The following is a 23286-nucleotide window of genomic DNA, read 5'->3' as shown; positions in this document are numbered from 1 at the left end:
GTCCGGATTTCCCCATGTCGACCACCTCCAAGCTGCGCCGCGACATCCGCCGGCGCCGTGAAACCCAGGCCGCCAACCGTGAGCAGGCCAACGCCACGCCGGTTGAGCCGCATGCCGAGCTGCGCGACCAGCAGCGCACGCTGCTGGCCGGCATTGTCCGCCGGGATGGTGAGTGGGTGCTGGGCATGGACGGCCGTATCGCCGGCCAGACCCCCAGTGCAGCGCGGGTGCTGGCCCTGATCATGCAGGCCGCTGAACTGCACGAACGCCAGGGCACCCCGGTGCGTCTGGTGTATTCGGACGCGCTCAAAGACGCGGCGCACGCCGAAGCCAAGGCCGACGGCATGGACTTCGAGCAGTTCAAAGTGGAACTGGCCGCCCAGCTGAAGCCGGCGTCCTGAAACAACACGGGGCGGCGCACCCGCGCCGCCCCGTCGTCCCTCAGCGACCGCGCAGGTCGTCGATCACGTCCACGTTATCGAACTTGTCGATGACGCATTTCACGTAATCGGCGGGCTTGAGCGCCGAATACGGCGTCTGGTAGGTCACCAGCTTGCACTGGTAGCTCTTGCCGCCGACGTTGCCTTCGTGCCAATCGTAGTTTTCTTCCCAGTAGATCGGCAGAGCGCCAGCGCCGCCCTCATCGAACTGCTTCATGCCTTTGCAGCCCAGCACTTCATTGCCCGGCACCGGGACGTTGAAGTGAGCCGCCGCGGCCCGGTAGTACGTGATCCGGTTCTGCGACTGCAGGTGCTCAGTGCTGCCACCGCATTCCACACCACCGTTGATGATCTGCGTGGTCACCCCGAAGCCGGGCACCAGACCATTGGCGAGGTCGCGTGCGTTGGGCTGCCAGGTGCCGTCGATCACATGCATCATCGAGGGCTTGGGCGGCTGCGGATACATGTAGAAGAACGCGGCGCTGGCCAGGTTCAACCAGGTATCGGCGACCAGCTCGGGCTGGTCGAGCAGGGTGCGCACGGTGCCGAACATCGCATCGGAGAACGGTCCGTAGTTGTAGTTGTAGGACAGCTGCTTGGCGCCCCGCCCGAAGTAGCTCTTGAAGCGACCGGCGTGAGGGCCGCTCTCGAACACACCACACGGCCAGGTCTGGCCCTGCCAGGTGGCCGGGTTGCATTCGCCTGCGTAGCCATCGGGCGTTTCCTCGCTCCACCCCATCTCGCGGACGTGCACCAGCGCCTGGCGCCACTCGGGAATCGGGCTGTGCGCATCGTGGCCGCCCGTCTCCTGCGCGAAGTGCGCCACCATTGTTGCCAACGTCCTGCGGCAGATGGCGTCGGCATCGCGGCCATCGGTGTAGGAGGCGCAGATCGCCGGGAACTTGGCGAACGCCTGCAGGAAGCCCCGGTAGGTGTACTCCGGGGCCCGCATCGGGAAGAGGTCGTCGAACTGCGCGGCATCCAGCAGCGCTTCGACCCGGCGCACGTTCTCGGGGTTGGCCGCGCGCAGTGGCTCGACGGCCTGGACCTGGGTGTTGGGCAAGGTACGAATCGATGCCAGCGTCTGCTGCATCAACGGGAAGTCGGTGAGGCGGGCCTCGTCGGCCAGCAGCTGGCTCAGCGGGATCTCGACCGGGTCAAGCGGATCGGGGCCGCCGGGGCCCGGACCGCCGGTGTCATCGTCACAGCCGGGTGCGGTTTCGGCAATCTCTTCCCAAGGCGAGAGCCATGGTTGGGCCGGGTCGATGGCCGCGGGCGATTCGCCGACGTCGGCCCACCATTTCGCCTTGAAATAGCGCGACTGGAAGATCACCACGCAGCCGGCGACGTAGGTCTGGGTCGGGTCGTAGGTATCGCTGGCGGCGGGCATGGCGGCGGTGCGCAGCGGTGGACGGGAGTCGGCATCCGCCGAGGCGGACCGGGTGACGGCGAAGGCGGCGTTGCTGCCGTGGGCCGTGGCGCAGCCAAGTACGGCCAGCACCGCAGCGGCCAGAAGGGTGTGACGGGTCATGGGCAATCCAGCGCAAGGGAACGAGCACTGACCGTAACGCTCACACACCGGCATCACGTGTCGCGTTCTGCATGACGTTGTGGAAGCTTGAACTGCATCGGACCTGTCTATCGCATTGGATCACTTTTTCACGCAATGCTTGTCGAGAGGCCCGCGCGCACGGACTGTGAACCGGCTCACGCGCTGCGCGGAAGAGCGGACGGGGCGCAAGCAAAGAAAAAGGCCGACATCGCTGTCGGCCTTTTCCTGATTGCCAGGGTTGCGCGTTGGATTACTGCTTGGTCGTTGCCGGCGCCGCCGTGGCCGCAGCCGTCGTGCTGGCCGGCAGCTGCCAGCCACACATCTGGCCCTGGTTCTGCTGCTTGAGCCACTCGTTGACCGGGGTGAAGTACTCGATCATCGGGCCGGCATCGAGTTTGTCGCCGCCGGTGATTTCCTTCAGCGTCGCCTGCCACGGCTGGCTGGCGCCCTTGCTCAGCATCGCCCAGAACTTCTGGCCGGCTTCCTTGTTGCCGTAGAAGCTGCACTGGTGCAGCGGCCCCTTGTAACCGGAGGCATCGCACAGGCCCTTGTAGAACTGGAACTGCAGGATGCGCGCCAGGAAGTAGCGGGTGTACGGGGTGTTGCCCGGCACGTGGTACTTGGCGCCCGCGTCGAAGAATTCCTCACCGCGCGCGCTGGCCGGGGCCACGCCCTGGTACTTGGCCTTCAGGTCCCACCACGCCTGGTTGTAGTGGTCCGGGGTGATCGAGCCGTCGAACACGCCCCAGCGCCAGCGATCGATCATCAGGCCGAACGGCAGGAACGACACGCCGCTCAGGGCCATGCGCATCTGCGCGTTGATGGTCGCCTCACGGCTTTCCTGCGGCGTGTCGACCAGGCCGATCGAGTTCAGGTACTGCGGGGTCATCGCCAGGACGATGGTGTCGCCGATCGCTTCGTGGAAGCCATCGTTGGCACCGCCCTGGAACAACGGCGGCAGCGGGTTGTAGGCCAGGTCGTAATAGATGTGGCCCAGCTCGTGGTAGATCGTGGTGAAGTTCTCTTCGTTCGGCTTGATGCACATCTTGGTGCGCACGTCGCCGTCCATGTTCATGTCCCACGCGCTGGCGTGGCAGACCACGTCACGGTCCAGCGGCTTGATGAACTGGGTCTTGTCCCAGTACGACTTCGGCAGCGCCGGCATGCCCAGCGAGACGTAGAAATCCTGCGCGCGCTCGGTCATCTGCTTGGCGGTGCGCAGTTCGGCCTCACGCTGCGCCTTGTACAGCGCTTCGACGTTGGCACCGCTGCCGGCCTTGGCCAGGGCGCCACTCAGGTTGGTCTGGTACTGCTTTTCCAGCGCGGCGGTGATGTCCAGGTTGCCGGCACCGGGATACGGTTCCAACTGGTCCCACAGGTTGGACCAGTCCTGCTGCCACATGTTGCCGGTGAGGTGCGCGGCGATCAGGCCGCCATTGACCTCGGCCTTGTCCTTGCCATAGGTCGCATCGAGCTTGGTGCGTGCGTAGCAGTGCAGCTGCTCGTACATCGGCTTGACCTGGTCCCACAGCCGGTCGGTTTCCGGGCCGATCTGGTCGGCGGGCATGTCATAGCCGCTGCGCCACATCTGGCCGGCATCGGCGAAGCCCATTTCCTTGGCGCCTTCGTTGACCAGGCTGACGAAGCGCTCGTAGTCGGCGCGCATCGGCTTGGTGGTGCCATGCCAGCCCTGCCAGGCGTCGAGCTGCTTGTCGTAGTCGCGGCTGCGGGCCAGCACCTGCTCCAGGTCGCCGAGCTGGCGGCAGCTCTGCGGGTTGGCTTCGTCGGTGCAGTACTTGCCCGAGCCATAGGCGCCTTCCATGCGGCTGGCGATGCGGGTCAGCTCGGAGAGCTTGGCCGGGTCGCGCGGGGCGGGCATGGAGGTCATCAGCTTGAGCAGGTGGATCTGGCGCTTGGTGTCTTCGCTCATCGGCTGGCCGTCGTACTGGCCGGCCTGGGCGATCCAGCCATTGAGCACGGTCAGCCAGCGTTCGTTGGCCTTGGCCGCGACGCGCTCGGAATCGTCATTGATGTAGGTCGAAGACAGCCACTGGGCCGAGGTCATTTCCGGGTACATGGCTTTGTACTCGGCGTTGACGCGGGCGATGAACTGGTCCGCGGTTTCCTTGGACTGGGTGGTGCCCGTGGCCGGTGCATCGGTGGGGGACGGTTCCTTCTGGCAGGCCGCCAGCGTCAGTGCGGCAGCACTGACTGCCAGGGCCAGCAGGAGCGGGCGGTGGTTCACGGGCACATCCTTGGGTGGTGACAGACCGGCGAAGGCTAGTGAAGCGCCGGGCACACCGCAAGGGGCAGGGCAGCACGGTCCCGCCACGGTATGGCCTGCCTCGCCTCAACTGGAAGGCGAAAAGCGGGCGATTTTCCGCCCCGGACGCTGGACCATCACCAAAGCGCGGACGTCCTCAAACCTCGCACCCAGCAAACAGATCCCGGTCACGCTCATACACCGATGTCTTGACCTGCATCAGCCCCAGCACCGACGGAAACAGATTGTCGTGGTCGGTGTACTTGCCCGCGCGCGCCCGCACGCAGGCCAGGTTGAGCCCGCGGTTGGCCGCGAACGAGGGCGAGAACCACATCGTCATCGGTACCCGGGTCTGTTCCTGCGGGGCGATCGCGTAGGGCACGCCATGCAGGTAAAGGCCTTTCTCGCCAAGCGACTCGCCGTGATCGGAGAGATAGATCATCGCCGTGTCGTAGTCGTCCATGCCCTTCAGTGTGCCGATCGTGCGCGAGAGCAGGTGATCGGTGTACAGCAGCGCATTGTCGTAACTGTTGGTGATCTGCTCGCGGCTGCACTTGCCCAGGTCCGGCGTATCGCAGGTCGGGGTGAAGCGGCGGAAGCGCGCCGGATAGCGTTCGAAGTAACTCGGCCCATGGTTGCCCAGCTGGTGCAGGACCACCACGCGGTCACCGGGCCTGGCGCGGACCTGGGTGGCCAGATCGTCGATCAGGATCTCGTCCATGCAGCGCCCGTTGGCGCACAGCGTCGGGTGTTTGGCATCATCCAGCGGCTGCATTTCCAGGCCCTCGCACACGCCCTTGCAACCGGACTGGTTGTCGCGCCACAGCGTGGCGATGCCGGCGTGATCCAGCACGTGCAGCAGCGACTGGTGCGCACGGATCTTCTTTTCGTCGTAGTCGTGGCGCCCGTAGGGCGAGAACAGGCAGGGCAGGGAGACTTCGGTGCTGGTGCCGCACGAATGCATGTCCGGGAAGTTGATCACCCCGGCCTGGGCCAGTTCCGGCGTGGTCTGTCTGGCATAGCCGTTGAGGCCCCAGTTCTGCGCGCGCGCGGTTTCGCCCATCACGATCACCAGCAGGCGCGGGCGGCTGCCGGCTGCACGCGGGGTGGCCTTGGCATCGGTGCCGATCGGCAGTTTCGGAGCGCGCTGGATCGGGTTGTCGCCGCGCAGCGCCTTGGGCAGGCCGAGCAGGAAGTTGCCCGGCGTGGCCAGATAGCGCACCTCGCGCTGGTTGCGCATCAGCGAGGACATCTCCTGGAAGGACAGCATCGCCCCGCCGAAGGCAATCAGGGCCGAGAGCAGCAGGAAGCCCATGCGCCACAGCAGCGCCCTTCCCAGCGTGCGCCGGCGCAGCTGCACGCGCCACAGCAGCAGCATCGGCGCCAGGGCCAACAGCAGCAGTGGGGCGATCAAGGTGGGCGTGATCAGTTCGCGGCTTTCCTTGTGGTCGGTTGCCAGCACATTGCGCAGCATGTCCGCATCCAGATAGATGTGGTAACTGCTCATGTAGTGGGCCGCCAGTGCGGTGCCGATCAGCAACACGCTCAGCACCACCTTGGCATTCCAGCGCCAGACCAGCAGCCCCATCAGCAGGCAGTGCGCCCCCACCAGAAACAGGAACAGCGAAAGCGCGAAGCCGACGCTGCCCGGGTGCGTGGCCATCGCGCTGTGCCAGAACAGGCCGTTGCAGGCCACCGCGAAGAACACGCTGGTGAGCAGGATCAGGGTTTCGGTGGTGCACTGCGGGCGCCAGCCACGCAGGGTGGCCAGCGCAGGGAAGCGCGAGGCGCGCGGAAGGGTGGTGCTCATGCCGCTTCTCCCTGCGCGCTGACCGGTGCAGTGCTGCGTTCGCGCAGCCGCCCCGGTTCGATCAGCAGGTACAGGCCAAGCGAGACCGCCCAGCAGGTGGCCAACGTCCACAGGTCATGCGACAGAAAGTGCGCGCCACGCAGCTGCTGCGAAACCCCGAACAGGCCGCCAGCCAGCAGGCCGACCGCCAGACCGCCCCAGCGCCAGGCAGGGCGCATCATCAGGGCGACGAAGTACAGGCTGACCCATGCAAACCCCGCGCTGGAATGCCCGCCCGGAAAACACACCCCGCGCGGCATCCCCGCTGGGCGTGTGGCGAACAGGCCGATGAACTCGCGGCTGCCGCCATAGCGGGCCAGATCCCACGGGCAATCCATGTTGGTCAGTGACTTGAGCAGCGAGACCACGCCGGTGCCCAGTGCGACCGCGAGCACGAGGTACAGCAGCGGCCAGCGCCACGCGGCGGCCCGTTCGCTGCGCCAGGCGTGGAAGCACAGCATGATCGCCACCAGCGCCGCTGCACTGCTGGCCCATTTGCCGGCCTGGTGGATCAGGTGGGTGGTGACCCAGGCATTCTGCAGCTCCCACTGCTGCCCTTCGAGTCGATAGAGCTGATCGGCCAGCCACTGGTCGCCACCGGCGCCCATCAGCACCGCGCTGGCCAACAGTGTCACGGCCAGCGGGAGCCAGAGATGGGCACGGAGGAAGCGCGGCGTGGTTGTGGCGGCGGGAAGGGAAGAAAGCGCAACGGTGGACGCTGGAAACATGGACGAAGAGGCCGGCGGGAGATTCCGGCGCCATGGTCGTCAGCGGAGTGTCGGAGAGTGGTCGGAGCGATGTTGGCCGCCGGTTAAGCGCGGCCTGCCGTTCAGTCTTCCTCGTCCTGCGCGGTGTCGGTGGCGGTCACGGCGGCGTGGCAGTCGGCCTGCCAGGCGGTGCCCGGGAACAGCAGCCACCGGTTGCGGTTGGCGCTGCCGATCTCGATCACCGCCGACGGGTCCACACACGGGCTGATCGCTTCATCGAGCACCAGCAGCCAGCGTTGCCGGGGCGCGTGTGACAGCCACGGGCCGGCGGCCTGCCACTGCTGGTCCCACGGGGTCTTGAAACCAAAATCGGTCACCGGGCGGTCGGCCTGCAGCAGGTTCTGTTCGCGCCAGGCGACCACGCCGAGCTCGGCCTCCGGCCCGATCCGCTTGCCGACGCGCTGCATCACGGCCGAGGCGGAACTGTACGGGTTCAGGGTTGGCATCAGGACCCAGCCGTACAGATTCCAGAGCAGGAAGGCCGCCGCGACCACCAGCGCGCCTGCCCGGTGCTGGCGCCACCACAGGGCCAGCGCCAGCAACACCGCGCCGAAGGCGATCAGCCAGCCGCCAAGCACGGGCAGCAGCGTGTCGGGCATCGCGCGCCGCGCCAGCTGCACGTGCGCCCATGTGCTGGCCGACCACAACTGGGTGCCGACATACAACGCCGCCACACCGAGAACGGCGACATACGCCCACAGCAGCCAGCGCAGGCCGGCCCGGCGCAGCAGCCCGGGCAGCAGCGGGGCGGCGGCCAGGCACAACGCGGGCAGCATCGGGAAGATGTAGACCTCGCGTTTACCCGGGCTGGCACTGAAGAACACCAGCACCAGCAGCGACCACCCCAGCAGTAGCCACCAGCGTCCATCCAGGCGTTTGAGGCGGCGCCACCATGCCGGCACCAGGGCGGGCAGCAACAGGCTGCCCGGCAGCCACAAGGTCGCCATCACCTGCAGGTAGTACCAAGCCGGCTTCACGTGGTGCCATGCGTTGGCGTAGCGGGTGCCGGTCTGCTTGAACAGCAGTTCGCGTGCGTAGGCGTGCAGGGCGGGGTCAGACGAATGCAGCAGGGCAACGCCCAGCGGTGCCAGCCAGACCGCCGTGCCGAGCAGGAAGGCGGGCAGCAGCCACCACAGATCGCGGGCGGTGCCGGCCGGCAACGCCGCGCCGCGCGCGCGCCAGCGCCAGGCGGCGAACGGCAGCAGCACCAGCAGCGGCAGGAAGCCCACGCCCTTGGTCACCGTGCCCAGCCCGGCGGCGAAGCCGGCCAGCCACAGCGCGGGCCGGTTGCGGCCTTCCAGCAGGTGGCGCAGCAATCCCCACAGCGACAGGGTGGTCATCGCCACCAGCACCATGTCGATCTGCGCCCGCTTGGCCATCAGGCCGAACTGCAGGCAGCTGAACAAGGCGAGCATCGCCCACCAGCCAACACGCCGGTTCCACAACCGCCGGCCCAGGTCCCAGGTCAGCCAGAGTGTCAGCAGAGCGGCAAGCAGCGAAGGCACCAGGAAGGCAATGGTCCAGCCGCCGAACAGCTGGTGGCTGGCGGCCTGCAGCCACATGAACACCGGCGGTTTTTCCGCGTACAGTTCGCTGCCACGGTGAGGCAGCAGCCATTGCCCGGAGGCGACCATGGCCCGTGCGGCCAGCACGAAACGGGGTTCATCGGGCGGGGAGGGCTGGCGCAAGCCGATGCCCGCCGCCAGCGCCAGCAGCAGGGCAAGGCACACCAGCACACGCGGCCAGCGCCGCAGGAAGAGGGATTCGGTCACGCCCAAGCTCACCGGCAAAACAGCCACTGTCTCCCCGACAGCGTAGGAAAAGCGTCGTAACCACCCCATTGCGACCGGATTCCGACACGGTTCCGGCTACCATGCGCCCAACCGGTCAAGAGAGTGTCCCATGCGGTTGCTGGTCATTGAAGACAACCGTCAGCTGGTTGCCAATCTATTCGATTATTTCGAATCGCGGGGCCACGTGCTGGACGTCGCGCCCGATGGCGTGACCGGCCTGCACCTGGCGGTGTCGCAGCCCTATGACGCGCTGATCCTGGACTGGATGCTGCCGCGCATGGAGGGGCCTGAAGTGCTGCGCCGGCTGCGTGCCGACCACGGCTCGGAAGTGCCGGTGATCATGCTCACCGCGCGCGACGAACTGCCGGACAAGATCGCCGGCTTCCGCGCGGGCGCCGATGACTACCTGACCAAGCCCTTCGCACTGCCCGAGCTGGAAGTACGTCTTGAAGCGCTGATGGTGCGCGCCAAAGGGCGCAATCCGCGCAAGCTGCTGGAAGTGGCCGACCTCAAGCTGGATCTGGCCACGCTGGAAGCGCAGCGCGATGGCAAGCCGCTGCACCTGTATCCGGCCTGCCGCAAGCTGCTGGAAGTGTTGATGCGCGCCAGCCCCGGCGCAGTGACCCGCCAGCAACTGGAGTTCGCGCTGTGGGGCGATGAGCTGCCCGATGGCGACCTGCTGCGCTCGCATGTTTACGAACTGCGCCGCAGCGTGGATGGCCCGTTCCAGCAGAAGCTGATCCACACCTTGCCGCGGGTCGGGTACCGCCTCGGCGTGTCCGCGGCCGGCGCTGACGACAATGTGGCGTAAGCGCACGCCCACGCCATCGCCCACGCCATCGCCCATGCACCGGCGCATGGTGTGGTGGCTGCTGGGCTATCTGGCGCTGATCTCGCTGGCGGTGTTCAGCGTGGGCAATTACGTGCATGAACATGCCGAGCATTCGGCATGGCGCGCGCTGCTCAACTCCGAGCTGGACAGTATCGTCAACCACATCGAACACGAGCCGCACTACCGCTGGCAGGATTCGGACACGTTGCGGCTGTTCTATATCGACGGCAGCCCGGCGGTGCCGGAAAGCCTGCGCACGCTGCACCCGGGGTTGCACGATGGTGTGGAGGTCAACGGTCGCGCCAGCGCGGTGATGGTGCGCGAAACCACGCAGCTGGGGCGGTTGGCGCTGGTGCTGGACATCAACGACTTTCACGAGCTGGAGCAGTTCGCCACGCGTTGGGTACTGCTGGCCGGCGTGCTGATGATCATCGTCACCGTCCTGATGGCCTCCTTCGGTGTCGGCCGGCTGGTACGGCCGCTGAGCTCGCTGGCGCGGCGCATCGACGAACTGCGGCCCGGCGTTCCCGGGCAGCGGGTGGAGGTGGATCCGCGTGCCAGTTCGGAGTTGTATGTCATCGCCAACGCGCTCAACGATTACCTGGCGCGCAACGAACAGTTCGTCGAGCGCGAGCGGGTCTTCATCAGCACGGCCAGCCATGAGCTGCGCACGCCGATCGCGGTGATCACCGGTGCCTCCGAGCTGGCGTTGGGCCAGCAGGACATCCCCGAGCGCGCCCGCCAGCAGATGCAGCGCGTGCACCGCACGGCCCAGGGGGTGGAGCAGCTGATCCAGCTGCTGCTGGTGCTGGCACGCGACCCGGCACGGCTGGCCGCACTGGGCGAACGCATTCCGCTCGATCTGCTGGTGCCGGACATCATCGAAGACCATCGCCATCTGATGGGCGACAAGGACCTGCGCATCGAGATCGACGGACTTGCGCGCGTGGACATCGTCGCGCCGCTGGGCGTGGTCCAGGCCGCGATCGGCAATCTGCTGCGCAATGCGATCGAAAACAGCGGGCGCGGCACCATCCACATCCAGGTCTCCGATCAGGCCGTGGTGACCCTGCAGGACCCCGGGCTGGGCATGAGCCCGGAGGAGATTGCCGCCGTCCATGCGCGCATGGCACGCGGTGACCGCAATGAGCAGAGCGGCATCGGCCTGGAGCTGATCGCCCGGCTGTGCGAGCACCTGGGCTGGGCGCTGCAGATCGAACCCTGTGTGCCGCGAGGGACGTGTGTGATCCTCGATCTGGGGGCTTCGCTGCCGGGCCGCCAACAACGCGCATCACTACCCGCGTCGTGATCGGCCCGCGCGCTGCACTGCAAAGTGTGGCGTCGTGAAGACAATGTTAAGCTCGTCGGGCGCCGCTCTATGCGGCGCTTTTTTTTATCCCTTCGATCGACAGAGGATGGCTTGATGCCGACCGAACCCAGTACTGCCCTGATTACCAATGACATCGTCGGCCTCGGCCTGATCGCCGCCACCCTGGCCGTGATCTTCTGGGCCGCCAGTGGCCCGACCCCACTGCTCAAGAAGATTTTCGCGTGGGTGCCGGCGCTGCTGCTGTGCTACTTCATCCCGGCCATCTACAACACCGCCGGCTTGATCGACGGCCACAACACCTCGCTGTACAACCCGATCGCCCGTGACGTGCTGTTGCCCGCAGCGCTGGTGCTGCTGACGCTCTCGATCGACCTGAAGGGCATCATGAAGCTGGGCCCGAAGCTGCTGGTGGTGTTCTGCGCCGGCACGCTGGGCATCATCCTCGGCGCGATCGTGTCGTTCCAGACGATGTCCTGGATCCACCCGGCCACCGTGGCCGGTGATACCTGGAAGGGCATGGCCGCCCTGGCCGGCAGCTGGATCGGCGGCGGCGCCAACATGGTGGCGATGCGCGAAGTGTTCGGCACCGATGCCACCACCTTCGGCCAGTTCGCGGTGGTCGACGTGGCCTGCGCGAGCCTGTGGATGGCGGTGCTGCTGTTCCTGGCCAACCGCGCCCAGCAGATCGATACGCGCAATGGCGCCGATACCCGTGCCATCGATGAGATGAAGGCCCGGATCTCCGCCTACGAGGCGCAGAACGCCCGCATTCCCAGCCTCACCGACCTGATGGTGATCGTCGGCGTGGCACTGGGTGGCGTCGGTCTGGCGCATGCCATCGCCGCACCGCTGAGCGGCTGGTTCAAGACGAATGTGAGCTGGGCCAGCCAGTTCAGCCTGGACAGCGCGTTCGTCTGGGTGGTGCTGTTGTCCACCGCGCTCGGCCTGGGCCTGAGCTTCACCCGCGCGCGCCGCCTGGAGTCGGCCGGTGCCTCGCGCCTGGGCACGCTGTTCCTGTACTTCCTGATCGCCTGCATCGGCATGCAGATGGACCTGCTTTCGCTGCTGGACCGCCCGTGGCTGTTCGCGTTGGGCGCGATCTGGATGCTGACCCACATCCTGGTGCTGTGGATCGCCGCCAAGCTGATGCGCGCGCCGCTGTTCTTCTTCGCGATCGGCTCGCAGGGCAACATCGGTGCGGCGGCGTCGGCACCGGTGGTCGCCGCGGCGTTCCATCCGTCGCTGGCGCCGGTTGGCGTGCTGCTGGGCACCGTGGGCTATGCCACCGGCACCGGCCTGGCCTATGTGACCGGGCTGATCCTGAAGTGGATGGCGGGCGCGTAAGCAGGCGCTCCTAGTTGTTGACTCCCGGGGCGGCCTTGATGGCCGCCTCTTTTTTGGGCGACGTGCCGCTGAGGTGCGAAAGGTCTGGGATCACCGTCACGTCCAGCTGTCAGAAATGGCTTCATTTGTCATGAAGTGTGAAAGAGGTGCCGGATCGTCCTGATACCGCCGCGTAAGGTCCGGCGCCATGCACTGTGCCTTGCGCCGGGCGCGCACGGCATGGAACCCATCTGTCGATGGCAGTCGGCGCCCATCAGGGAATGCGATGAAGACGAAGGGAACCTGGATGTCGCTGGTCACCACCGGCGTACTGATGATTGCTTCTGTACTGCCCGTACAGGCCGCACCGGGCGACGGTGGCAACGTGCATGCGGTGACGGAGGCGAGTGCGCGCGATGTGGCGGCGTGGCTCGGTCAGCCGGCATTGGCCGACGCCGTGGTCGATGCGCTGGCGGCGCACCCCGATCGCGGGCTGCTATTGACCTCGGTCATGGCCCGGGCCGATCCGGATGGCAGCAGCCTGGCGGCGCGCACGCTGGCTGGACGCGATGGCCTGGTCCGCCAGTACAAGGGCTTGCCGGCCGGTGCGCGCAGTTTGCTGCAGGTCCGCAGCTTCGTGCCTGCTGGGCAGGTGCTGAGCGCGGTGGCGCCTGCCGATCTCTGGGTAGCGGTGCTGCCAACGGGAGACGACCGCACCTGGACGTCGATGGTCGCCTACGACCGGCACGGACGTCAGCATCTGCTGGACGCGCAGATAGCCCCGACCTTCCCGGTGCTGATCGTGGACATCGACACAGGTCAGGCGGTGCAGGAAGGCATGGCGCTGATCAATGCAGGGTTGCAGGCGAGGGGGCTGCAGTCGGCAGATCGCCTCACGGTGACCGCCAATGGAGCGAGCTCTCTGGATGTCACCCGGCTCGACCGCATCCGCCTGGTCAATGACGGCGAGCCGTGGGCATTGGGCGGCGCCGAAGTGTTCGCGGTCGTGTCCGGGCTGCAGATCGACACGGCAGAGCCGGAGATGGCCACGGTGTCACTGCCGTATCTGGACCATGACAAGACCGATTACACCCCGGGCCAGCCGTTGGTGATCTGGGGCAATTACCGGTTCGACACCGCCAACGTGCAACTGTTCGAAGACGATGGCGACACCAATTACAAAGACCTGCTGATCGCCCTCACTTCAGGCGTGAAACTGGCGCTGGGTGCCTTCGCCCCGGAGTATGCGGTGATTGCTGATATCGGCGGCGCGATTCTCAAGGCAATTCCTAGCGGCTGGTTCACCAACGATACCGACTACCTGGACAGCTTCTACCTGCTCCAGCGCGGTCAGCGCTATACCGGAAGGATGGGCGCGGCGAACAATGCACAGGTGACGTTGAGTCCCCTCACGCTCCAGTAGTGCCGGCCGCTGGCCGGTTCCGCTTGAGGACGGCCGCAGGCAGTGTCGATCGCAGTCTGAAAAAAAAGGCGGCGCTTTCGCGCCGCCGTTTGTTCATCTGTGTCCCAACCCGCGGCCGGGACCATGCGCACCCTGCGGCGTCAGCAGCAGCGCCCCCCGTTCTTGCCGCTGTATCGCGCCTCCTGGCGCTCGCGGAAGAACGTCTTGTAGTCCATCGGCACGCGGTCCGGATGCTTCTCCAGCACGTGGCGAACGTAGTTGTCGTAGTCGGGAATACCGCAGCACAGCCGCGCGGTCTGCACCAGGCGCCGCCAGATGCGGCGGTGGGCCTGGTACTGACCGGCGGGGACGAGTTCGGTGCTCATCACAGGTCCGCCATCTGGTGCGGCTGCAGCGCCACGTACGGGGTTTCCTTGTCGGTCCGTTGCGGCGTGCGGCGGGCCATGAAGATGGTCTTGATCGCGTAGAACAGGATCGAGAACACCACGAACAGGAACAGCACGGTCAGGCCGGTGTTGACGTAGGCGTTGACCACGATCTGGTGCATCTGGCCGACGGTCTTGGCCGGGGCGGTCAGGGTGCCGGTGGCGATCGCGTCCTGGTACTTGTGCGCCTGGGCCAGGAAGCCCTGCGCCGGGTTCTTGTCGAAGATCTTGATCAGCCCTGCATAGGTGGTGCAGATCAGCAGCCACACCGCCGGCACACCAGTGACCCAGGCGAAGCGGTCACGCTTCATCTTGAACAGGACCACGGTACCCAGCATCAGCGCGATACCGGCCAGCATCTGGTTGGAGATGCCGAACAGCGGCCACAGGGTCTGGATGCCGCCGAAGGGATCGACCACGCCCGTATAAAGCAGGTAGCCCCACAGCGCCACGCAACCGGCGGTGGCGATGATGTTGGCCGTCCACGATTCGGTCTTCTTCAGGGCCGGGATGAAGTTGCCCAGCAGGTCCTGCAGCATGAAGCGACCGGCACGGGTACCGGCGTCGACCGCGGTGAGGATGAACAAGGCTTCGAACAGGATCGCGAAGTGATACCAGAACGCCATCATCGCGTTGCTGCCGCTCGGGATCGCCTCGTGCAGGATCTGCGCGATGCCCACCGCCAACGTCGGTGCGCCACCGGCGCGGTGCAGGATGGTCGGCTCGCCGATCGCCGCGGCCGTGGCCTCCAGCTGCTCGGGGGTGATGATGAAGCCCCACGTGTTGCTGATATAGGCCGCAGCGGAGACCGCATCCGGGCCGATCACGGCGGCCGGCGCGTTCATGGCGAAGTAGATGCCCGGGTCGATGATCGAGGCGGCTACCAGCGCCATCACCGCGACGAACGATTCCATCAGCATGCCGCCGTAGCCGATGTAGCGCATGTGGCGCTCATTGGCGAGCAGCTTCGGCGTCGTGCCCGAAGCGATCAGAGCGTGGAAACCGGAGACCGCGCCACAGGCGATGGTGATGAACAGGAACGGGAACATCCCGCCCTTCCAGACCGGGCCGTCGCCGCTGGCGGCGAACTGGGTCAGCGCCGGCATCTTCAGCTCGGGCATTACGATCAGGATGCCGATCGCCAGCGCCACGATGGTGCCGATCTTGAGGAAGGTGGAGAGGTAATCGCGCGGGGCCAGCAGCAGCCAGACCGGCAGCACCGAGGCGACGAAGCCGTAGCCGATCAGCATCCAGGTGATCTGGATACCGGTGAAGGTGAAGGCCGGGCCCCAGACCGGGTCGGCGGCGACCTTGCCACCGAACCAGATCGCGGCGAGCAGCAGGATCAGACCGACCACGGAGATCTCACCGATCTTGCCCGGGCGGATGTAGCGCATGTACACGCCCATCAGGATCGCGATCGGCATCGTCGCGATGACCGTGAACATGCCCCAGGGGCTTTCGGCCAGCGCCTTGACCACCACCATCGCCAGCACCGCCAGGATGATGATCATGATCAGGAAGGCACCGAACAGGGCGATGGTGCCGGGCACCGGCCCCATTTCCTCACGCACCAGGTCACCGAGCGAGCGGCCGTTGCGGCGGCTGGAGAGGAACAGGATCATGAAATCCTGCACCGCGCCGGCCACGACCACGCCCACCACCAGCCAGAGCAGGCCGGGCAGGTAGCCCATCTGCGCGGCCAGCACCGGGCCGACCAGCGGGCCTGCACCGGCGATGGCGGCGAAGTGGTGGCCGAACAGTACGTGCTTGTTGGTCGGAACGTAATCCAGACCGTCGTTGTTGATCACCGCGGGCGTGGCCCGGGTCGGATCGAGCTGCATCACCTTGTCGGCGATGAACAGGCTGTAGAAGCGATAGGCGATGAGATAGATGGAGACCGCAGCGACGACGATCCACAGCGCATTGATGGGTTCACCGCGGCGCAGTGCGACGGTGCCTAGACAGAAGGCGCCGAGCAGTGCGATGACTGCCCAACCCAGTTTCGAAAAACCTTTCATGAGATTGCGTCTCCCTGGAGATCGTCGTAAGAGTCCGCCTTGGCACTGACGGGGTCAATGCAATGGCGGGGGCTTGCCGCTAGTACTTTGGTCGTAGGGTGGGCGCGGTGCGTGCCCGTGCACGCCATCGGAACACCACGCTTGGAACAATCGGTTGCGGGCGTGGCGGTTGGCCGGCAGGGCCGGCGCGCCCATCTTGTAGGCAGTTCACCGATCCTGGAGTCATCATGAGCAGCCCAACCCCGGTGCGCGTGCTGCGCACCATCCGTGGCATGGCCACCTCCGATGGCGCCGGCGTGCGCCTGACGCGCGTGATCGGCGGCCCCTCGCTGCCCGACCTGGACCCGTTCCTGCTGCTGGATGAATTCGGCACGGACCGCGCCGAGGACTACATCGCCGGCTTCCCCAGCCATCCGCATCGTGGGTTCGAGACCGTCACCTACATGCTCGATGGCCGCATGCGGCACAAGGACAACCATGGCAACGAGGGCCTGCTCACGCCGGGCAGCGTGCAGTGGATGACCGCCGGCCGCGGCCTGATCCACTCGGAGATGCCCGAGCAGGAATCGGGGCAGATGCGCGGCTTCCAGCTGTGGGTGAACCTGCCCGCGCGCGAGAAGATGACCGAGCCCAAGTACCAGGAGTTCGCGCCGGACCATATTCCGGTGACGGCACCGGCCGGGGGCGTGCAGGTGAAGGTCATCGCCGGCCAGGTGGGCGACACGGTCGGGCCGATCGTGCAGCCGGCCACCGATCCGGTGTACCTGGACATCACGCTGGATGCCGGCGCGGGCTGGAGCTACGCGCTGCCCGATGGCCATAACGCGTTCGCCTATGTGTTCGAAGGCGGGCTGGAGATCGGCGAAGGCGACGATGCGCGTCCGGTAGCCCGCCAGGAAATGGCGGTGCTGGGCGGCGGCGAGCAGCTGGTCCTGCGTGCCGGTGAAACCGGGGCGCGCCTGATCCTGGTGGCGGGCCGGCCGCTGCGCGAGCCGGTCATGCGGCATGGGCCGTTCGTGATGAACACCAAGCAGGAGCTGATGCAGGCCTTCGTGGATTTCCAGGAAGGCCGCTTCTGAGGGGCGTTGGCACCGCTCGCTGGCCGACAAACGCAGGACACCTGACGGTGTGGGAGGCGCCGGCCAGCGGCCGGCGTTACCGTGAATGGCGGGATGAGTGCGGTGCACCGTCCCGGCCTCGTGCTCAGCGCCCGGCGGCGACGGCCGAGGGCGTCAGGCTCATGCCCTGCGCCAACAATTGCAGCGAGCCGAGTTCGCTGGCGTCACCGGCATACAGCGCGATCTGGGCAAAGCGGTTCCTGTCGAACTTGACCACGGTGATGCGGCGGGTTTCATACCCCGGCGGCTTCTGGCCGCCCAGGTCGGGCTGGTACCAGTACAGGGTTTCACCGGCGAAGCTGCCTTTTTCCTGGCGCAGCGCACGGTTCAACGGCAGCTCCGGATTGCGTGCGCTCAAGGTCAGGCTGAGCACTTCACGCCCATCGGCGGTGCTGGCCCTGCACAGGATCAGGTCCCGCTGGGCCAGTTGCTGCCAGTTCAGGCCGCTGCTGGCGGGCAGGGACGGACATTCGCTGGTCGCTTGCGCCGCGACGGCGCCGGCAGACACCAGCAGACACACACACACAACAGCGCGCAGGACGTTCATGCATTCCCCCAAGGTCGATGATCGCGTCCGCCGCTGACAGGCATTCCGGTGGCCGTCGACACCCTTGGCCGTGGTGGCGCATTCCCCGCGCGCGTACCGGATGACTCGCTGCCGTCAGTGTCGGACGAGTGATCCGGACCTTAACGGAATGTGACTCAGTGTACAAATAACGGTTTCAGTTGATTCCTTTGTCAGCGGCCGGGCGGGGGTTGCCCGCCCGGCCCTGAGCATCAGCGCGGCGCGGTGCCCATCCACTTGTAGAGAGTGCCGCCGATCAGCCCGCCCAGCAGCGGAGCCAGCCAGAACAACCAGAGCTGGCTGAGCGCGCCGCTGCCGGCGAACAGGGCCACGGCAGTGGAGCGCGCCGGATTGACCGAGGTGTTGGTCACCGGAATGCTGATCAGGTGAATCAGGGTCAAGGCCAGGCCGATGGCGATCGGGGCGAAGCCGGCCGGTGCGTTGCCGTGGGTGGAGCCCATGATCACGATCAGGAAGAACGCGGTGAGCACCACTTCGCAGAGGGCGGCGGCGGCGACGCTGTAGCCCCCCGGCGAAAGTGCGCCATAGCCGTTGCTGGCGAATGCGCCGGCCTGGCTGCCATCGATCTGGAAACCGGGCGCGCCGGAGGCGATCTGCAGCAGGATGAAGCCGGCCAATGCGCCGCCCAGCACCTGCGCCACGATGTAGGGAAGCAGCTCGCGCGCGGGGAAGCGGCCGCCAGCCCACAGGCCGACACTGACCGCCGGATTGAAGTGCGCGCCGGACACGTGACCGAACGCATAGGCGCCGGTCAGCACGGTCAGGCCGAAGGCCAGCGCGACGCCCAGAAAGCCGATCCCCAGCGGATTGCCATCGCCGCCGAACGTGGCGGCCAGCACGGCGCTGCCACACCCACCCAATACCAACCAGAACGTGCCCAGGAACTCGGCGGCCAGACGTTTGCCCATGCTCATCGACGTGCTCCACGTGTATGCCCGGGGTGGGCAGGCGCAACGTAGCTGAATCGGGGTTCATCGGGGTGACGATGGCGTCAATACCCGACGAACGGTCGATGGCGGTGCGCGGGTCAGTACGTGGGCAGCGGAATGAACTCTTTGTCGTCGCCGGGGATGGTGCCGAAACGCCCGGATTCCCAGTCGTGCTTGGCCTGCTCGATACGCTCGGTAGAGCTGGACACGAAGTTCCACCACAGGTGGCGCGGGCCATCCAGCGGTTCGCCGCCCATCAGCATCGCCTTGATCGGGGTCTTGGCGCGCAGGCGGCCGCGGGCACCGGGCTCCGGAATGATCAGGTGCTGGGCGGGAACATCCACGCCATCGAGCTGGGCCTGGCCTTCCAGGATGTAGAGCGAGCGCTCGGCGTGGCCGGTATCGAGATCGATTTCCGCATCGGCATCCAGATCGATGGCAACGTTGAGGGTATCGGCGAAGACCTTGACCGGCGATTCTTCGCCGTACGCGCGGCCGGCGATGACACGCAGCCAGGCCCCCTTGCGGCGCTGCTGGGGCAGGGTGGCGGCGGCATGGTGGTAGAACGCGGGATCGGTCTCTTCAAACTGCTTCGGCAGCGCGAGCCAGGTCTGCATGCCGTGCAGCGGATGGTCGTGCTCGCGTTCGACGGCGGGCGTGCGTTCGGAATGGGCGATGCCGCGGCCGGCGGTCATCCAGTTGACGTCGCCGGGGCGGATCACCTGGTCCGAGCCGAGCGTGTCGCGGTGGCCGATGGCGCCGGACCACAGGAAGGTGACGGTGGCCAGGCCGATATGCGGATGCGGGCGCACGTCGATGCCGGTGCCGGGGGAGAGCACGGCCGGGCCCATCTGGTCGACGAAGACGAACGGACCCACGCTGCGCGCCTGCAGGGTCGGCACGGCGCGGCGTACCTGCAGGCCACCGATGTCATGGATGCGGGGGGCGATGATGGTCGTCATGCGGGCGGTCTCGCTGGCGGGGACAGAGCGGGAGGATCGCATGCGGGGTGTGGGGGCGGGAGGCCTGTATCGGTAACAGGTTGTTCTGGTCGCACAGGGATGGCAGCACAAACGACAACGCCACCTCACGGTGGCGTCGTCACATCACATCATCGCGCCTCAGATCACGGGCTCACGCAGTACCGGCGAGTCCCATCCCGGGCGCGGGGCGAAGCGATCGCCGTAGCGCTGCTGCAGCACCTTGAGGCGTTCGACCAGCACATCGGCACCGGTGGCGCGGATGTACTGGATCGGGCCGCCGCGGAACGGGGCGAAGCCGGTGCCGAAGATCACGCCGGCATCGAGCAGGTCCGCATCGGCGACCACGCCGTCGTGCAGGCAGGCCACCGCTTCGTTGAGCAGCGGCAGGATCAGGCGGTCTTCCAGATCGGCCGGGATCTCGTAGTTGGCGGGGACGTCCGGCTTCTGCGCCCGGCCGTTCTCCCACTTGTACAGGCCCTGCCCGTCCTTCTTGCCGCGCTTGCCCTGTTCCACCGTCGCCAGGGCAGCCGGCACCTGCAGCCCCAGAAAGGGCGCCAGTTCCTTGCCCACGCCTGCGGCCACGTCCAGACCGACGGTATCGAGCAGTTCGATCGGGCCCATCGGCATGCCGAACTTGACCGCGGCCTTGTCCAGCACCGGCCCGGGCACGCCTTCGGCATAGGCGGTGGCGGCTTCGAGCATGTACGGGAACAGCACGCGGTTGACCAGGAAGCCAGGGGTACCGGCGACCGGCACCGGGAATTTGCCCAGTGCCTTGCAGAACGAGGCCAGGCGACGCTCGGTTTCCGGGGCCATGCCGTCGTGATGGATGATTTCCACCAGCGGCATCTGCGCGACCGGGTTGAAGTAATGCAGGCCGGCAAACTGCGCCGGGCGCTGGATGTGGTCGCGCAGTTCGTCCAGCGGGATCGAGGAGGTGTTGGTGGTCAGCAGCGCATCGGCCTTCATCTTCGGCTCCAGCGACTGGTACAGATCACGCTTCGCTTCCGGATTTTCGATGATCGCTTCGATCACCAGATCGGCCAGCGCCACGCCCTCGCCCGCGAGATCGGCCTTCAACCGCGCGGCCACGGCCGGGCGCTTGCTCTCGTCCTTCACCCGCTTGGCGAACAACGCCTGCGCGCGTTCCATGGCCGGATCGATGAAGCGCTGCTCGCGATCCTGCAGGGTCACGTTGAAGCCCTTGTAGGCCGACCACGCGGCGATGTCACCGCCCATCACGCCGGCACCGACCACGTGCACGTGCTGGATGCCATGGTCCTTGCCACCCAGGGCCTTCAGGCGTTCGGTCAGGAAGAAGATGCGGATCAGGTTGCGTGCGGTCGGCGTGCCGGCCAGCTTGACCACCGCGCGGCGCTCGGCATCCAGGCGGGTCTGGATCGGGCTGCCACCGGTGCGCGCCCAGGTGTTGATCAGCGCGTACGGCGCCGGGTAGTGCTCCTTGCGCGCCTTGCGGGCGACCTGCTTGGCCATCTGCGGGGCGAGCAGCCTGCGCGCCAGCCAGGTGTTGGTGATCCACGCCGTCGCGCGCTGCTTGAACGGGCGGGTGGTGCCCTTCAGTGCGAGCGAGACCGCGGTATCGAGCAGCACGGCGGGCGCGACGACCTTGTCGACCAGGCCGATGTTGCGCGCGGCCGAGGCCGACAGATTGCGGCCGGTCAGCATCATGTCCATCGCCGCCGGCGCGCCGACCAGCTGCGGCAGGCGCGAGCTGCCGCCCCAGCCCGGGAAGATGCCCAGCTGGGTTTCCGGCAGGCCGATCCGGGTGGACGGATCATTGGAGGCCACGCGGTAACGGCAGGCCAGCGCCAGCTCGGTGCCGCCGCCCAGGCAATGCCCATGGATCGCCGCCACGGTCGGGCAGGGCAGTTCGGCCAGCTTCTGGTAGGTGCTCTGGCCACGGCGGATCGCGTCATTGACGGTGCCGCGGCGGTCGAACGCCTGGAATTCCTTCAGGTCCGCCCCGGCAATGAAGCCGGCCGCCTTGATCGACTGGATCACCACCGCCTTGGGCGGGTCCATCGCGATCCGCTCGATCAGGTCGCCCAGTTCGAGCAGCACGTCCTGCGACATGGCGTTGACGCTGCTGTCCTGGCGGTCGAGGCTGAGCACCACGACGCCATCGTCACGGATCTGCGGGTGCCAATGCGAGAAGCGGAGCCCATCGAAGCCTGAGAGCATGGGAACGTTCCATCCGGTTGTGTATGGAGAAGGGGGCTATGATCCAGAGGTTGTTTCCTCCCCGTCAAATCCCTATAGCTGGGGAGAGATACCGTCGATTCATTGCCTGGATCGGAAACCTTAACGGAACGGTGGTTAAAAGCTGGTGCGGCGCTGTGTGATCGAGCGCTGAACTTTTCCCGGGATTGGCAGTCTCATTGCCCGACGTCGGTTGGGCTGACAGGAGTGCGGCCCCCCATGGCCGAGGTTGAAACACCACAGGAGCTGGACCTGGAGCTGGTCCGACGTGTGCAGCGTGGCGAGAGCGCGGCGTTCGATGTCCTGGTGCGCAAGTACCAGCATCGGGTCATCGCGCTGATCGGGCGCTACATCGCGGACTGGAGTGAATGTCAGGACGTCGCCCAGGACACGTTCGTCCGCGCGTACCGCGCGATCGGCAGTTTCCGCGGCGACGCCCAGTTCTATACCTGGCTGCACAGGATTGCCGTGAACACTGCCAAGAACCATCTCGCCGCGCACAACCGCCGCCCGCCCACCGATGACATCGAAATCGGGGACGCCGAGCAGTACGACAGCGGCACCCGCCTGCGCGACACCGACACGCCCGAACGCGAGTTGATGCGGCAGGAACTGGAACAGACGGTGATGAAGGCAGTGTCCGCGCTGCCTGAAGAACTGCGGTCAGCCATCACCATGCGCGAGGTGGAGGGCCTGAGCTACGACGAAATCGCGCAGAAGATGGGGTGCCCGATCGGCACCGTGCGGTCGCGGATTTTCCGTGCCCGCGAGGCGATCGACACTGAACTTCGGCCGCTGCTCGATGTGGGCAGCGCCACCCGCGAGAAGAGCCGCGCATGAGCCACGATATGTCCAATGATGCTTCCCGGGGCGCGTCCCCCGATAAATTCGACGCCCATTACCGTCAGCAGCTGTCCTCGCTGATCGATGGTGAACTGTCGGCCGATGAAGCGCGCTTCATGCTGCGTCGGCTGGAACACGATGAGGCCTTGTCCAGCTGCAACGAACGCTGGCAGGTGCTGGGCGATGTGCTGCGCGGGCAGGCCTGCGCACCGGCCCCGGTCGATTTCGCCGAGCGTGTGCGCGCGTCCGTGGCCGTAGAGCCCGCCCCGGCGATGCAGGCCAGGGTGGAGCGTGGCCCGGAGCAGGCGCAACGGCGCGGCAGCTGGCGACGCTGGGGCGGTGGCGCGGCGTTGGCTGCCTCCGTGGCCGCGGTGGCGATGTTCATGACGCGCGAACAGCTGCCCGCCCAGGCCCCGCTGGAGGCGCCGACCACCATCATCGCCAGCCAGGCCGAACTGCCGGCCGCACCGGTTACCGAAGCCTCTGCCGCCGGACAGGCACTCGCCGTGGCTGCGGTGCCGGCGGCTGCGGTGGCGGCGGCCAGCCGCCGCCAGGACGTGGCCACCGCACGCCGCGCCAGCGCCAGCGC

At 66.8% G+C, this 23286-nt stretch carries 19 protein-coding genes; 8 read left to right on the top strand and 11 right to left on the bottom strand.

What is annotated here, in order from left to right:
* Positions 1 to 14: 14 nt before the first annotated feature.
* A complete protein-coding gene (locus HMPREF3113_RS01660) occupies positions 15 to 401 on the top strand; it encodes a hypothetical protein (RefSeq protein ID WP_070470412.1) in 387 nt (128 codons plus the stop codon).
* A gap of 40 nt (positions 402 to 441) precedes the next feature.
* Here the strand turns inward: HMPREF3113_RS01660 and HMPREF3113_RS01655 are convergent, their stop codons facing one another.
* From HMPREF3113_RS01655 to HMPREF3113_RS01635, 5 genes are all read right to left on the bottom strand, one after another.
* Positions 442 to 1971 carry a glycoside hydrolase family 19 protein gene (locus HMPREF3113_RS01655; protein WP_070470410.1) on the bottom strand — a complete coding sequence of 510 codons (1530 nt, stop codon included), beginning with the start codon at positions 1969 to 1971 and terminating at the stop codon, positions 442 to 444.
* Positions 1972 to 2242: 271 nt separating this feature from the next.
* Positions 2243 to 4237, bottom strand: a complete 1995-nt coding sequence (locus HMPREF3113_RS01650; protein ID WP_070470408.1) for a M2 family metallopeptidase — start codon at positions 4235 to 4237, stop codon at positions 2243 to 2245.
* Positions 4238 to 4412: 175 nt separating this feature from the next.
* Positions 4413 to 6065: a phosphoethanolamine transferase gene (locus HMPREF3113_RS01645; RefSeq protein WP_070470406.1), complete on the bottom strand. Its 1653-nt coding sequence runs from the start codon at positions 6063 to 6065 to the stop codon at positions 4413 to 4415.
* Complete coding sequence (locus HMPREF3113_RS01640; protein WP_083298679.1) at positions 6062 to 6832, bottom strand: phosphatase PAP2 family protein; 771 nt, start codon at positions 6830 to 6832, stop codon at positions 6062 to 6064. Before HMPREF3113_RS01640 ends, HMPREF3113_RS01645 begins: the two co-directional genes overlap by 4 nt.
* A gap of 101 nt (positions 6833 to 6933) precedes the next feature.
* Positions 6934 to 8643 (bottom strand): ArnT family glycosyltransferase, encoded by a 1710-nt coding sequence (locus tag HMPREF3113_RS01635; protein ID WP_070470444.1) that lies wholly within the window; start codon positions 8641 to 8643, stop codon positions 6934 to 6936.
* A gap of 130 nt (positions 8644 to 8773) precedes the next feature.
* Between HMPREF3113_RS01635 and HMPREF3113_RS01630 the strand changes: the two genes are divergently transcribed.
* The 4 genes from HMPREF3113_RS01630 to HMPREF3113_RS01615 all read left to right on the top strand — a co-directional run bounded on the left by HMPREF3113_RS01630 (position 8774) and on the right by HMPREF3113_RS01615 (position 13572).
* Positions 8774 to 9475 (top strand): response regulator transcription factor, encoded by a 702-nt coding sequence (locus HMPREF3113_RS01630; protein WP_070470405.1) that lies wholly within the window; start codon positions 8774 to 8776, stop codon positions 9473 to 9475.
* Between the two features lie 46 nt (positions 9476 to 9521).
* Positions 9522 to 10805 carry a sensor histidine kinase gene (locus tag HMPREF3113_RS01625; protein WP_254665224.1) on the top strand — a complete coding sequence of 428 codons (1284 nt, stop codon included), beginning with the start codon at positions 9522 to 9524 and terminating at the stop codon, positions 10803 to 10805.
* Between the two features lie 114 nt (positions 10806 to 10919).
* Positions 10920 to 12170 carry a DUF819 family protein gene (locus tag HMPREF3113_RS01620; protein ID WP_070470401.1) on the top strand — a complete coding sequence of 417 codons (1251 nt, stop codon included), beginning with the start codon at positions 10920 to 10922 and terminating at the stop codon, positions 12168 to 12170.
* 199 nt (positions 12171 to 12369) lie between these two features.
* Positions 12370 to 13572 (top strand): DUF3103 family protein, encoded by a 1203-nt coding sequence (locus HMPREF3113_RS01615; RefSeq protein ID WP_175440323.1) that lies wholly within the window; start codon positions 12370 to 12372, stop codon positions 13570 to 13572.
* Between the two features lie 140 nt (positions 13573 to 13712).
* Here the strand turns inward: HMPREF3113_RS01615 and HMPREF3113_RS01610 are convergent, their stop codons facing one another.
* Together HMPREF3113_RS01610 and HMPREF3113_RS01605 are read right to left on the bottom strand one after the other, a co-directional pair.
* Complete coding sequence (locus tag HMPREF3113_RS01610; protein WP_019183464.1) at positions 13713 to 13937, bottom strand: YbdD/YjiX family protein; 225 nt, start codon at positions 13935 to 13937, stop codon at positions 13713 to 13715.
* The gene (locus HMPREF3113_RS01605; protein WP_070425673.1) at positions 13937 to 16018 is read right to left on the bottom strand and encodes a carbon starvation CstA family protein; all 2082 of its coding nucleotides are present in this window, start codon (positions 16016 to 16018) and stop codon (positions 13937 to 13939) included. The genes HMPREF3113_RS01610 and HMPREF3113_RS01605 overlap by 1 nt, the downstream gene beginning before the upstream one ends.
* 227 nt (positions 16019 to 16245) lie before the next feature.
* On the opposite strand from HMPREF3113_RS01605, the gene HMPREF3113_RS01600 reads away from it, so the two are divergent.
* Entirely contained in the window at positions 16246 to 17097 is an 852-nt protein-coding gene (locus HMPREF3113_RS01600) for a pirin family protein (RefSeq protein ID WP_070470397.1), read from the top strand.
* A 124-nt stretch (positions 17098 to 17221) separates the two neighbouring features.
* Here the strand turns inward: HMPREF3113_RS01600 and HMPREF3113_RS01595 are convergent, their stop codons facing one another.
* The 4 genes from HMPREF3113_RS01595 to HMPREF3113_RS01580 all read right to left on the bottom strand — a co-directional run bounded on the left by HMPREF3113_RS01595 (position 17222) and on the right by HMPREF3113_RS01580 (position 21836).
* Positions 17222 to 17683, bottom strand: coding sequence for a hypothetical protein (locus HMPREF3113_RS01595; protein ID WP_070470395.1), 462 nt, complete (start codon positions 17681 to 17683; stop codon positions 17222 to 17224).
* A gap of 230 nt (positions 17684 to 17913) precedes the next feature.
* The gene (aqpZ, locus tag HMPREF3113_RS01590) at positions 17914 to 18636 is read right to left on the bottom strand and encodes an aquaporin Z (protein WP_083298677.1); all 723 of its coding nucleotides are present in this window, start codon (positions 18634 to 18636) and stop codon (positions 17914 to 17916) included.
* 113 nt (positions 18637 to 18749) lie between these two features.
* Positions 18750 to 19613: a pirin family protein gene (locus HMPREF3113_RS01585; RefSeq protein ID WP_019183458.1), complete on the bottom strand. Its 864-nt coding sequence runs from the start codon at positions 19611 to 19613 to the stop codon at positions 18750 to 18752.
* A 159-nt stretch (positions 19614 to 19772) separates the two neighbouring features.
* Positions 19773 to 21836: a 3-hydroxyacyl-CoA dehydrogenase NAD-binding domain-containing protein gene (locus tag HMPREF3113_RS01580; RefSeq protein ID WP_046273645.1), complete on the bottom strand. Its 2064-nt coding sequence runs from the start codon at positions 21834 to 21836 to the stop codon at positions 19773 to 19775.
* A gap of 237 nt (positions 21837 to 22073) precedes the next feature.
* Between HMPREF3113_RS01580 and rpoE the strand changes: the two genes are divergently transcribed.
* Complete coding sequence (rpoE, locus tag HMPREF3113_RS01575) at positions 22074 to 22694, top strand: RNA polymerase sigma factor RpoE (RefSeq protein WP_019183456.1); 621 nt, start codon at positions 22074 to 22076, stop codon at positions 22692 to 22694.
* Positions 22691 to 23286: sigma-E factor negative regulatory protein (locus HMPREF3113_RS01570; RefSeq protein WP_254665223.1), on the top strand; the 596-nt coding region annotated here is incomplete at its 3' end. The genes rpoE and HMPREF3113_RS01570, both read left to right, overlap by 4 nt.

Source organism: Stenotrophomonas sp. HMSC10F06, assembly GCF_001807865.1.
GTDB lineage: Bacteria > Pseudomonadota > Gammaproteobacteria > Xanthomonadales > Xanthomonadaceae > Stenotrophomonas > Stenotrophomonas bentonitica_A.
Note: the sequence above shows the minus strand (reverse complement) of the source record. Positions and strands in the feature narration are given on the sequence as shown.